The following is an 11,786-nucleotide window of genomic DNA, read 5'->3' as shown; positions in this document are numbered from 1 at the left end:
AATAGTATGGATGTGTCTGAAAACACATCGTTAAGTAGAATTATTCAGGGTGAAGGCGAAAACATCCGCATTCAGATTGCGCCTATCTTCCCAGACAATAGTGTCACCATAGATAGAAGGATATATCTGACGTTCTTCATCAGTTGTGACCTGGAATTCCTCTCCTGTTGATATATCATACATATAGATATCCGAGTTGCCGACAATATCCCAGTTGGCATTGCGTTCGTCCGTCCACACTATCCTGTCACCGTGAATCTTAGGAACAATCTGCCAGGATTCATTAATTGTGACTTGTAGTTCTTCCCCGGTGGTGACATTGTACATGTATATGTCCTGATCGTAGTTGCGGTCATCCATCCACACTACCCTGTCACCGTAAATATCAGGGTACAAGGCTATTGATTCATTGGCAGTTAGCTGTAGTTCTTCTCCTGATGAGAGGTCATGTACGAATATATCCCAGCCACCATTACGGTCATCCATCCATGCTATCAGGTCACCGTATATCGCAGGATGCAACTGGTCTGATTCATTGTCAGTTATCTGAATTTCTTCTCCGGAAGAAATATTGTACATATAGATATCCCAGCTACCATTGCGTGAATCTTCCCAGACTATTCTATCTTCATAAACTGCAGGAACTCTCTGATCAGCTTCATCAATTACCACAGCAGATTCTTCTCCGGAAGAAATGTTATACATGAAAATATCCCAGTTCCCATTGCGCCAATCTTCCCAAACTATAATTTCCCCGTAGATATCAGGAACTCTTTCCTCTGATTGACTTGATGTTACCTGCAATTCCTCCCCTGTAGTCATATTATAGAGAAAGACATCAGAACTTTCATTGCGAACATCCGTCCATACTATAGTGTCCCCATAGATTACCGGAAAATATTGATCTGACTCGTTGGTTGTGATTTGAATTTCGGTTCCTTCAACGGTCTGTGCTATCGAAGTACCCATTGATGCTATCAACAGGATACTCAAAAAACAAAAGAAAACGATTTTTTTTGATATCATGTACACTAGTTTCCCACATTCTCTAAGCCCCGATAAAGGACCCACGTTTTTATTTATTCTGGTCATTTTAATAATTATGGGAACAACTTTACTGAACAAAGATAGGCAAGAATCCCATAGAATCCCAATTGTATTACCCTCTTACTTAAAAAAATGATAATAGTTTGTTAGACAAGCTTATTGCTAGCATCTGAATTAAATAGTCGATTTTTTTTAATTTTTTTTTTATTTAAAATATCTTAAATAGCAGAAATTTTCAATTATTTATGTAACAAGCCCATTCCTTAGCTAGTTACTTCTCTGCGGGGATTTCTGCAATAGATCAACTAATAATTGCAGGTTCCTGCTGTAGTTGCGAGGAAGAGACGGGGGTCAATGAAAATGCAATTATTGGACGTTGTTTTCAGGTCTGAAAAGAGGAAAAACATGCTTTTGTTGTTAAAAGCCGGTCCCATGGAAATGGAAACTATTCTCAAATCATTAAAAACAACAAGGCAGGCCTTGCTTCCACAGGTAAGGATATTGGAGCATAGTAATCTTGTTTCCCAGCAGGACGACACTTATGAACTGACAACTATTGGAAAACTTATCGTAGATGAAATGATACCACTCCTGGAAACCATGAAGGTACTTGATAATGATATTGAGTACTGGGGAAAACACAATCTTGATTTCATCCCCCCAGAGCTACTAAAGAGATTCTATGAACTTGGCTCATGTGATGTAATAGAACCAAGCCTTGCTGATATCTTCGAAATAAACAAGGAATTTTGCGAAAAAACCAAAGACTCCAAATCATTATACCAGATCACGACTTACCTGCATCCCAATTTCTCCTTAATAGTCTCAGGCTGGGTACAAAATAATGTTGATGTCCACATCATCATAACAAAAGAACTATTAGATAAATTGCAAGAACAAAATAACGAAAAACTAAAAGAGTTCAGTAAATCGGGTAAGGTAAAATTCTATCTGTATCCCGGAGAACTGGAGTTCATCTCTTTTGCACTTAATGATTACTGTATCTTGTTCAGGTTACTCGGAGAAGCAAATTCTTATGACAATAAACAACTCATGACCTGCAATCCAGGAGCCCTTGAATGGGGAAAACATCTTTTTGATTACTTTAGAAAAGATGCATTGCCCGTAGCGGATACCTGAAAGCCCCAGAGTGACATTTAGTTGCAGGCCCCGGACAATAAATCGAATTTCCAAAACCAAATTACAAATATTTAATCACAAACTTCATATTTTTTTCTTGGTTGCGATCATGAAAAATATAGGACTCAAGCTGCATTGCTTGAATAATATATATACGCCTATATATTGAACTGGCTGACATCCCTGTTAAGCAATGTATACTGAGATTCCTTTTTTTGAATAATCATCTTCATATGATTCTGGTTTTGAGTATTATATATATAACATATATCTAAACAAAGTATAATGAAATAAACATGCCTATATAGAATGAAATTTGCTTTTAAAAGAATATATAGGAACATTTTTTTACCATCTTGACATCTAGGAGGTAAGTCATTATCACTGGATGAACATATTATTCCAGAATAGATAGTGATTGAAAAACGGTAGATTGAAAAACGGCAAACTGAAAAACGGTAGTAAGAGGAGGCACCTGAAAAACGGCCCGTATAAGGTGCCTCTTTCTTGCAAATTCAGGGTTTGTTTCTATTGTTTATCCCGGGTAGCTCGTGGCATTTACCCACAAGTTGTCCCCTAACCCGTAAAAAATAGTTTTTTCTCATTATACTTAATATGAACCCGGCTTAAACAGGCATCATGACATATATTTCGATGCCATTAAAAATTCAATTGTCTTAATATCAATTGCATGAATATTTTATAAGTCAGGTTAAATCTTTATGTCTAATAATACTCCACAGGAATCAAAGATACATCCTGAGTTCCTATAGATGAATATGTTGGAATAATTTTATTTTCTTTATCCGTGAATCAAAATAGGTTATATCTTTTGCACAAAAATGATAATATGTTCTGTTCAGATCCTTAGTTCAAACAATTTTTATAAGAAACAATCATTAAATGCAGCAGAAAGCCCGGATTATTTTTTATTGTTTATTTAAAAAATATATAATTATAATAACATTATAATATATGAAATTATTATATATTAATGAAGCCAATTGCTACACAATATCACACTTAGCTGTGGAATTGATGTACAAAGGTGGAAAATGAATCTCAAAAACATACCAATAAGTCGTCAGATTATTGCTTTAGCACTGATCCTGGCTATAGTGCCTGTTGCACTTGTAGGTTTTTATGCCTATGAACAAACTTCATCTGCTATTGAAACTCAGCTCATGGAAAGATTAGATGAGCAGGTGAAAATGGAAAAAGACTACATAGATACAACTTTCACTGTTGCACAACAAAATCTGCAGTATCACATCGATACAGCACGTATGGAATTCTACTCAACAGATGATGCAAGTATCGTTGATGGGAAAATGGTTGTCGGTGATCGCGTAATCAATAATGATGTCGAGCTTGTAGACCTCATTTACAGTAAAGTCGGCGGCAGTATCAGCGTATTTCAGGTCAACGATGGCTCTGCTATCCGTATATCGACTACAGCACGAAACGAAGATGGAAGCCGTGGTACGGGCAGCACCATATCCCCGGAAATCTATAACACAGTTGTTAAGAGCGGACAGACCTATACAGGCAGGGCTGATGTTCTCGGTGAATGGTTCATGACAATCTATGAACCTATCAGGAACAACAATGGAAAGATAATAGGAATCCTTGGTGTCGGTATCTCCGAAGAAGCATACAGGATGCAGATCAAAGAACAAATGCAGACTATAACCTTTGGTGAAACAGGATACATGTATGTAATGGACTCTACCGGAGATCTCATTATCCATCCGACAAAAGAGGGTGAGAGTCTTTATGCGAATGATTTTGCCAGGGAGATGATCAGCAACAAGAACGGCGACGTCGTGTATGAATGGGAAGGAAGAGACAAAATGGTGAGCTACACGTACTATGAAGACAAGGACTGGATCATAGCTTCAGGAACCTATGTGGATGAGTTCATGGCCCCGGTTGTTGCCATCAGAAATGGTATCATGACAGCTGTTATTATCTTTATAGTACTTGGTTCCGCTCTTTCATTGTTCATAAGCAGAACAATATCCAGAGGCATACAGAATATAGTTGATGATTTTCAGAACATATCCTCTGATGCAATGGAAGGTAAAGTCAATTCCCGTGCAGATACGGATGTTGGGGTTGACTTCACATCAATACCTAAAGGACTTAATGACATTCTGGATACACTAACGGGCATTATCAGAATGGTAAGTACCAATGCTAATAATGTCGCTTCAACTGCTCAGGAGATATCCGCTTCCGTTGAGGAGATGACCGCTGCATCCAATCAGGTTTCCGTCACAGTAGAAGAGATAGCAAAAGGTGCACAGGGTCAGTCATCCAGGACCGAAGAAGTTGCCAGAGCTATGACAGATATGACATCAAATGTCCAGGATATAGCCTCCAATGCACAGCAGGCTGCCGAGACTGCAACAGTTACAAGCGACCTTATAAACAAAGTTGGAGACGAATCTGAGACAATGTTGACGCAAATGGATTCTATCAAGATGACAACTGACATCTCAGCCTCAGTAATTACCGAACTTGAAGAAAAATCAAGACAGATCGGAGAAATAGTTAATCTTATAACCAGCATTGCAGACCAGACTAATCTTCTTGCACTCAATGCAGCCATAGAAGCTGCCAGGGCAGGTGATCATGGGAAAGGTTTTGCAGTAGTGGCTGATGAGGTCAGAAAACTGGCAGAGGATTCCGGTAATGCAGCCAAAGAGATATCTGAACTGATCCATGATATGCAGGAAGGTACCGGTAAAGCCGTTGAAGCAATGGAAAGTGGCACTGAGACTGTCGGTGAAGGTGTCAATGCACTTAACACAACAGTCCTTGCTGTAAAGAATATCGTTGCAGAAAGCAGCAGAGTAGCTGAAATGGCACAAAATATAGCTGCTGGTGCCCAAGAACAGTCAGCTTCCATTGAAGAAATAACTTCTTCAGTTGAAGAGGTTGCAGCTATTTCTGAGGAAGCTGCTTCAGGTACAGAGGAAGCTTCAGCAGGAGTTGAGCAGCAAACTGCGTCGATGAATGAACTTGCGGAAAGTGCACATGAACTTGCAAAGATGGCTGCAGCCATGCAGCAGATGATCGCAAAATTCACCCTGGATGAACAGCCTACAACTTCTACGGGTGAAACTGAAATTCCAGCCTCCGTTATGAAAGAGAGAGAAAAAGATATTTTGGCCTGATGGCCAAATTTCTTCTTTCTTTCAAGCTTATTTTTTATTCCAACTGGATACTGCTTTTTTCCAAGTTATATTGTTAAATCATAAGCATCTGTTTTCTAAGATCTCCAGTACTTCCTCATCAGAAACATCATACCAGTTTCTATAAACCTGAGCTACGGCCATGAAGTTATCTGGTATTTCAAGCACGACTAAATCATCGACAATTTTTCCAATTTCTTCAGCAACCTCTCTTCCTGCAACAGGAACGGCAACAACTATCCTGTTTACTTTTTTATTCCTGCAAAGCATGATCGACGCCCTCATAGTGGAGCCCATCGCCAGTCCGTCATCCACCAATATGATCATCCGGTTACTCATATCAGGCAAGGGTTTGCTTTTCCTTAGAACCTCGATTCTTCTTTGTATCTCCAAAGACTGCTCTTCCACTATTCGGTCGATTACCCCTCGCGAAAGCCACATTGCAGCATCCTTGAAAACAAATGTGCTGCCATCCTCGGCTATTGCACCAAACCCAGCTTCCGGATTATCAGGAAAAGGCAATTTTCGGGTAATGAGTTGGGAAAAGTCAGCATCCAGATATCTGGCCACCTGGCAGCCTACTTCTACTCCACCTCTTGGGATAGCAAGCACCAATACATCTTTTCCCCTGTATCGATCCAAAGCTTTTGCGAGTTTTTCTCCGGCATCTTTGCGATTTTCAAACATTGGAACCTCTGAACGATAATTTATCGTTTATCTATATCCTGTAACAAGAAAATCACTCCACTGTAACGGTACCCACTACTTCAGGATGGATAGTGCACCTGTAATTGTAGGTGCCGGGTTCCTCAAATACCTGGGTATAAACCTCACCCTGTTCAAGGTGTCCGGAATCAAACGCTCCGTTATCGGCAGTTACAGTATGAGTCTCAGAACCATCATTTATCCATGTAACAGACTCTCCGGCCGAAACTCTGATGCTTTGAGGTAAGAACTCAGAATCCTCAATGGCGACTTCGTTAGTTTGGACCTGCCCTCCATTATCATTAGAACTGTCTGTTGTCCCGTAATCCGTACAGCCTGAAGCAAGTACCGCCGCTGCCACAAGGACCATGATCAGCAGCCATTTCAATAATTTTCTCATTCGATTACTCCCCGATGACATCAAAAAAATAATTATTGAAGCATTACCGGAAAGATGATTTCCGGAAACACTTCACCCAACTAAGAGAATATCAAGGCTAAAATATAGAGCTTAAGAGTTATTTCCAGTCAGCTCAGCAGTGAAAACATAATCAGTATCCTGTGCCCCAGAGTGACAGTCCTGGCAAGCTTCAACCTGTCCTTCAACTGCTACTTCTCCATCGGGACTATAAGCCGCCCAGAACCAATCGTTGTGTTCAGGATCAAAGCCGTCGATCTTCTGCATAAGGAGGATTTCCTGAAGTTCTCCGTCCGAACTGTAGCCTTCTTTAAGGATTATACTCCCATTCGGCATTGTCTCTGCATTGTCCTCGACAGCAGCAAAGGCCTCATCTGAAACATATACGGTTACCAGGTTCCCATGAACACCGGTTCCGGGTTCCATCTCGGTTGTCCCCGGCATAAGTTCCCACTGCTGATAGTTATCGTCCCCGGTTATCTGTGTATAGAGTTCAGCAGCATCCTGCTGGGAATCTGTTTCAGGATTTGAAGTTTCATTTCCACCTGAATCATTTGTTGTACACCCGATTGCAAGAAAGGCACTCACAATAACAAGTAACACTAGTAATTTGCTTTTCATACTAACCCACCAAATATTCTATTTACTCACTGAAACTTTATGGTATCCCTATTATTAACATATTTCTTAACCTGTAATCTGAGAGAGTGGAATTTACTAAAAATTTCATGTCTGCGCAAAATCTTTTCTTTTAAAAATCTGACACAAAACTACAGTTAAAGAGTATGGGAACAAAAATCAAATTGTAAAAAAGTGATTAAATGAGTACTTAAACAAAAAACAGGAATAAATTATAGAATCTATGTTTCGAGACAGTCAAGGGGCCTTTTGAAAAATGCTTTCATCATGCCATTGTCATCGATGTCACCGGAGAATTTAACCAATTCCCATCCATCGACACCAAGTTCATTCAGATCCTCTTTTGTGAGAGACCATTCACCAAATCTAATTGATCTTATTTCGTATTCCCATGATGTCATATTTGTTACCTCGCTATAGTTCCAGCTTATATTTTTCGTGTATAATAGCCTATATTCGCGATCTATATATACCTTTTCAAAAAATTAAATTGCACTGAAAACAAACTAATTTGATTTAAGCAGGTGAGTTTCTTGATAGAATTAAACTGCATTCATCAGGTACAATTAAATCATATTTTTATTGCACATATCAAAAATGAAAATTCAGAAATAAGAAAAGCTCTACAAAAAACCCTGAAAAGACAGGGATAGCAAGGTTATCATCAATCTTCACAAAGTATGTTTCCACAAATGTTGCCATGAATGCCATCAGAATGGCGACAGGCCAGCTTGAAAGGAAGAAATAGCCAATCACAAGGTCAACAAAAAATTCTGCAACCGCACCTTCAAGAGACTTGCCATTACCGAATATCCTGATTTTTCCTATTTTTTTACCGACTAATGCTGCACTTGCATCCCCGAAAGTGGTCATCAGTACGGCGGCATAGGCAATATGTTCACTAAAGACAGATACGGCAACAAGTGCACCAAGAGTGAAGTAAACATGTGAACCAAGGCTGGAGATTTCTTTCTTTCTAAACAGAAAGCTGACAAAGGGAAGTTTGAATCCTCTGTCCAGCCTTAGATGTTCAATGGTCAGAATTATCACAAGATATGTGATAAGAAGGGTCAGAGTTGCCTGCTTCCCAAAATAAAAATAGACGAGGACTATGAGAATAGATGTCAGGTGAATTCCTTTTCTCAGAATCTCGTTGACAAAGGATTTAGAGGCCATCGGCATTAAATGTGCTTTTGTTGTATATAAAAGAGTTCATCAAAAAAATAGAATTTTTTTGCAAAATTAACAGATGCCGAGAATTTGAAGAAAAAAGAAGAGAAAGGGTATCCGATAAAAAGATTTAATTTGTATCAAAGATTAGAAAAACCGAATGAACACCATTTTCGCAGACAGGATGAAGCTTACACGTAAGTCATTTATCAGGGAGATATTGAAGGTTACCGAGCAACCGGAAATTATCTCATTTGCAGGAGGACTTCCGAATCCAGGCCTTTTCCCTGTGGAAGCTATCGCAGCAGCTTCTGCAAAAGTCCTGTCTGCAGAGGGAAAGAATGTTCTTCAATATAGCTCCACTGAAGGATACTTACCGCTGAGGGAATTCATTGCTGAAAGATATCACAGGAAAAGCGGACTGGAAATCGAACCTGATGAGATTCTTATAACCAACGGTTCTCAGCAGAGCCTTGACCTAATAGGAAAAGTTTTTCTGAACAAAGGAGACAAGGTCATCATTGAGCAACCGGGATACCTGGGAGCTATCCAGGCCTTTTCTATTTTCGAACCTGAATTCAGGAGTGTAACCCTTTTTGATGATGGCATAGATACGGCCCTGCTTGAAAGTGTTTTGAATGAAGGCACTGCAAAGCTCTTTTACACTGTCCCGACTTTTCAGAATCCCTCCGGCATCACATATTCCAGGGAGAAAAGAAACGCTCTCTCCAATATTCTAAAAAAACACAACGTTGTCTGTGTTGAGGATAATGCATATGGTGAACTGAGATTTGCGGGTGAGGAACTGCCAACTATCAGGAGCTTTTCTGACGAAACGATACTTATGGGTTCTTTCTCAAAGATCATTGCTCCGGGCCTTAGAATGGGATGGATATGTGCAGGAAAGGAGATAATGAACAAACTTCTGGTAGCAAAGCAAGCCGCGGATCTGCATTCCAATTACCTGTCCCAGAGGATCATCTATCAATACCTGCAAGATAACGATATAGATGAACACATCCTGAATATCAAGGACGCTTATGGGAAACGACGGGACCTGATGGTCAAAATGATGGATGAGCACTTCCCTGATGAAATCGAATATACTCAACCCGAAGGCGGGATGTTTATCTGGGTAACGCTTCCTGAAGGTATTTCATCTATAGACCTGTTTGATCTTGCAGTAAAAGAGAATGTTGCTTTCGTCCCGGGAAGTCCTTTCTATACGGAGGACAGAATCGGGGACAATACATTTAGACTGAACTTTTCCAATTCGGACTTCGAACAAATCGAAGAGGGAATTAAAAAGCTTGCCGGATGCCTGGAAAGGCTTACTGCCAATCGATAAGAGAAGTCCTCAAAGGACTTTCTTTTTGCAATTTGCTTAACTTTCAAAACAGGAAAGTACCTGATATCCTGTGAAATTTTTTCTTTTTCTAAGTTTTTCCTATGACAATACTGTACTGTCTATAAGGCCGGGAATTGGAAGGAATAAAAAGAAGAGAACATCGATTCCTGTAATCGTAAGGTAAAGATGGAACTTGATACTGGAGAAAGACAACTGTTGCAGGATTGAATTTTGTTCTAAGAGAATCAATAAATACCAGGCCTTAGAAAATATAGCATGAGTGGGTAAGATATGGCACTTTTTAAAGATAGAACAGATGCCGGCAGAAAGCTTGCTGAGGAGCTTTCCGAGTATTCGGGACGTAGAGATGTTATTTTACTTGCGTTACCAAGAGGAGGAGTTCCGGTTGCTTTTGAAGTAGCCAGGAAGTTGAATGTGGCACTTGATGTGTTCATTGTAAGAAAACTGGGAGTTCCCGGTCACGAAGAACTTGCGATGGGAGCAATAGCATCTAAGGGTATACGTGTCCTGAATACCGATCTGGTGCAATCTCTTCGGATATCTCCGGGAATTATTGATACCGTGGAGGCAGCAGAGCGGGAAGAACTTGAGAGAAGAGAAGAACTATATCGCAAAGGCAGGCCTGAGCTGGATGTTACCGGCAAGACAGCTATCCTTGTAGATGACGGACTTGCTACGGGTGCTACCATGAAGGCAGCTGTCCGGGCACTCAGGACGCAAAACCCCGAAAAGATAGTCGTGGCAGTTCCCACAGCATCCAGGGAAGCATGTGATGAATTCGCTGCGGATGTCGATAAGACTGTCTGTCTCACAACACCGGAACCATTCTATGGTGTCGGTGCATGGTATGGGGATTTCACCCAGACGAGTGACAGGGAAGTTTGTGATCTTCTGGGAAAAGCCGGAGATATAAACGAATACAAAGCTTCCGCAAAGGGGGCAGAAAATGCTTGATCAGGAAGAAAATAGTATAAAAATTCCCCTGGATTCCATACACCTTGAAGGAAACCTGGAGATTCCTGAAGGAGCAAGAGGTATAGTCATTTTTGCACATGGAAGCGGAAGCAGCAGATTCAGCCCGAGAAACAGGTTTGTGGCGGATTATCTTCAGGAACAGGGATTTGCTACGCTACTCTTTGATCTGCTGACAAGAGAAGAAGAAGAGATTGATCGTCTCACTGCTGAACTTCGCTTTAATATAGAAATGCTTGCCGAGCGTCTTGTTGCAGCTACAGACTGGATAATAGAAAATCCGGCTACTTCACATCTCAAAGTAGGCTTCTTCGGGGCAAGTACCGGTGCTGCTGCTGCCCTTGTAGCTACAAGTGAGAGACCGCAACACACCAGGGCTGTGGTTTCCAGAGGAGGAAGACCTGATCTTGCAGACAAGGTTCTGGCAGACGTAAAGACACCTACACTGCTCATTGTGGGTAGTATGGACAGTGCTGTAATAGGCATGAACAAGTGGGCATTGGAAAGATTGAAAGCAGAGAAAGAAATGAAACTGGTTCCCGGTGCTACTCACCTTTTCGAGGAGCCGGGAACACTGGAAGAAGCAGCCAGGATGGCAGGAGAATGGTTCAGGAAATATCTCAATACTGATGCATAATTCAATCAAGTACTCTGAAACATTCTATGTCTTGAATAAATGGATGTCTCAGGGATATTTACTTGAACGTATTACGGACAAGATATTTCCCGCGGGGTCTTTAAACCACGCGACATCTATATCTTTTTCATGAAAACTGCTTCGGGAAATACCCTTTTCATCAGTTCGCAATTCACCTGTATAGTGCTCGAAAACTATACCACGGGCTTTCAGTTCATCTACTGCACGGTCGATGTCATCAACCGGGAAATTCAAAATTGTAAACGTCGCAGGTTGATGGTCTTTTTTGGGATAGACAAATAATTGCATGCCACCTGCAATACGGATTCTCATCCCCTCATCTTCCGGGCTCACATCAAGACCAAGGGTTTCCCCATAAAAGGCCTCTGCTTTTGCCAGGTCATCAACTGAAAAACTGCCGAATGCTTTTGTATCTTTAAACATAACTAACCCCTCCAATCAAAGAATCTATCTTAATTTGTGATTCAT

Annotated in this window: 12 protein-coding genes; 5 read left to right on the top strand and 7 right to left on the bottom strand. The window is 40.6% G+C overall.

Annotated features, from left to right (window positions below; translation table 11 throughout):
• Nucleotides 1-30 precede the first annotated feature (30 nt).
• Entirely contained in the window at nt 31-1,026 is a 996-nt protein-coding gene (locus tag V7O62_RS01400) for a hypothetical protein (RefSeq protein WP_406657235.1), read from the bottom strand.
• Nucleotides 1,027-1,407: 381 nt separating this feature from the next.
• On the opposite strand from V7O62_RS01400, the gene V7O62_RS01395 reads away from it, so the two are divergent.
• Together V7O62_RS01395 and V7O62_RS01390 are read left to right on the top strand one after the other, a co-directional pair.
• Complete coding sequence (locus tag V7O62_RS01395; protein ID WP_406657234.1) at nt 1,408-2,187, top strand: helix-turn-helix transcriptional regulator; 780 nt, start codon at nt 1,408-1,410, stop codon at nt 2,185-2,187.
• 1,055 nt (nt 2,188-3,242) lie between these two features.
• Nucleotides 3,243-5,369 (top strand): methyl-accepting chemotaxis protein, encoded by a 2,127-nt coding sequence (locus V7O62_RS01390; protein WP_406657233.1) that lies wholly within the window; start codon nt 3,243-3,245, stop codon nt 5,367-5,369.
• A gap of 78 nt (nt 5,370-5,447) precedes the next feature.
• On the opposite strand, the gene V7O62_RS01385 is transcribed toward V7O62_RS01390, so the two are convergent.
• From V7O62_RS01385 to V7O62_RS01365, 5 genes are all read right to left on the bottom strand, one after another.
• Nucleotides 5,448-6,074 (bottom strand): phosphoribosyltransferase, encoded by a 627-nt coding sequence (locus V7O62_RS01385; protein ID WP_406657232.1) that lies wholly within the window; start codon nt 6,072-6,074, stop codon nt 5,448-5,450.
• Between the two features lie 52 nt (nt 6,075-6,126).
• Nucleotides 6,127-6,492, bottom strand: a complete 366-nt coding sequence (locus V7O62_RS01380; RefSeq protein WP_406657231.1) for a cupredoxin family copper-binding protein — start codon at nt 6,490-6,492, stop codon at nt 6,127-6,129.
• 111 nt (nt 6,493-6,603) lie between these two features.
• Nucleotides 6,604-7,131 carry a cytochrome P460 family protein gene (locus V7O62_RS01375; RefSeq protein ID WP_406657230.1) on the bottom strand — a complete coding sequence of 176 codons (528 nt, stop codon included), beginning with the start codon at nt 7,129-7,131 and terminating at the stop codon, nt 6,604-6,606.
• Nucleotides 7,132-7,370: 239 nt separating this feature from the next.
• Nucleotides 7,371-7,550 carry a hypothetical protein gene (locus tag V7O62_RS01370; protein ID WP_406657229.1) on the bottom strand — a complete coding sequence of 60 codons (180 nt, stop codon included), beginning with the start codon at nt 7,548-7,550 and terminating at the stop codon, nt 7,371-7,373.
• A 190-nt stretch (nt 7,551-7,740) separates the two neighbouring features.
• Entirely contained in the window at nt 7,741-8,325 is a 585-nt protein-coding gene (locus tag V7O62_RS01365) for a diacylglycerol/polyprenol kinase family protein (protein ID WP_406657227.1), read from the bottom strand.
• Nucleotides 8,326-8,479: 154 nt separating this feature from the next.
• On the opposite strand from V7O62_RS01365, the gene V7O62_RS01360 reads away from it, so the two are divergent.
• The 3 genes from V7O62_RS01360 (at nt 8,480) to V7O62_RS01350 (ending at nt 11,297) form a co-directional block, all read left to right on the top strand.
• On the top strand, nt 8,480-9,667 hold the full coding sequence (locus V7O62_RS01360; RefSeq protein ID WP_406657226.1) for a PLP-dependent aminotransferase family protein: 1,188 nt from the start codon (nt 8,480-8,482) through the stop codon (nt 9,665-9,667).
• Nucleotides 9,668-9,958: 291 nt separating this feature from the next.
• Nucleotides 9,959-10,642 (top strand): phosphoribosyltransferase, encoded by a 684-nt coding sequence (locus tag V7O62_RS01355; protein ID WP_406657225.1) that lies wholly within the window; start codon nt 9,959-9,961, stop codon nt 10,640-10,642.
• Nucleotides 10,635-11,297, top strand: a complete 663-nt coding sequence (locus V7O62_RS01350; RefSeq protein ID WP_406657224.1) for a dienelactone hydrolase family protein — start codon at nt 10,635-10,637, stop codon at nt 11,295-11,297. Before V7O62_RS01355 ends, V7O62_RS01350 begins: the two co-directional genes overlap by 8 nt.
• Before the next feature lie 48 nt (nt 11,298-11,345).
• On the opposite strand, the gene V7O62_RS01345 is transcribed toward V7O62_RS01350, so the two are convergent.
• Nucleotides 11,346-11,741 carry a VOC family protein gene (locus tag V7O62_RS01345; protein ID WP_406657223.1) on the bottom strand — a complete coding sequence of 132 codons (396 nt, stop codon included), beginning with the start codon at nt 11,739-11,741 and terminating at the stop codon, nt 11,346-11,348.
• Nucleotides 11,742-11,786: the final 45 nt, after the last annotated feature.

It is taken from the genome of Methanolobus sp. ZRKC2 (assembly GCF_045291185.1).
Classification (GTDB): Archaea; Halobacteriota; Methanosarcinia; order Methanosarcinales; family Methanosarcinaceae; genus Methanolobus.
The sequence above is the reverse complement of the archived record's forward strand: the minus strand, read 5'-3'. Positions and strand labels throughout refer to the sequence as shown.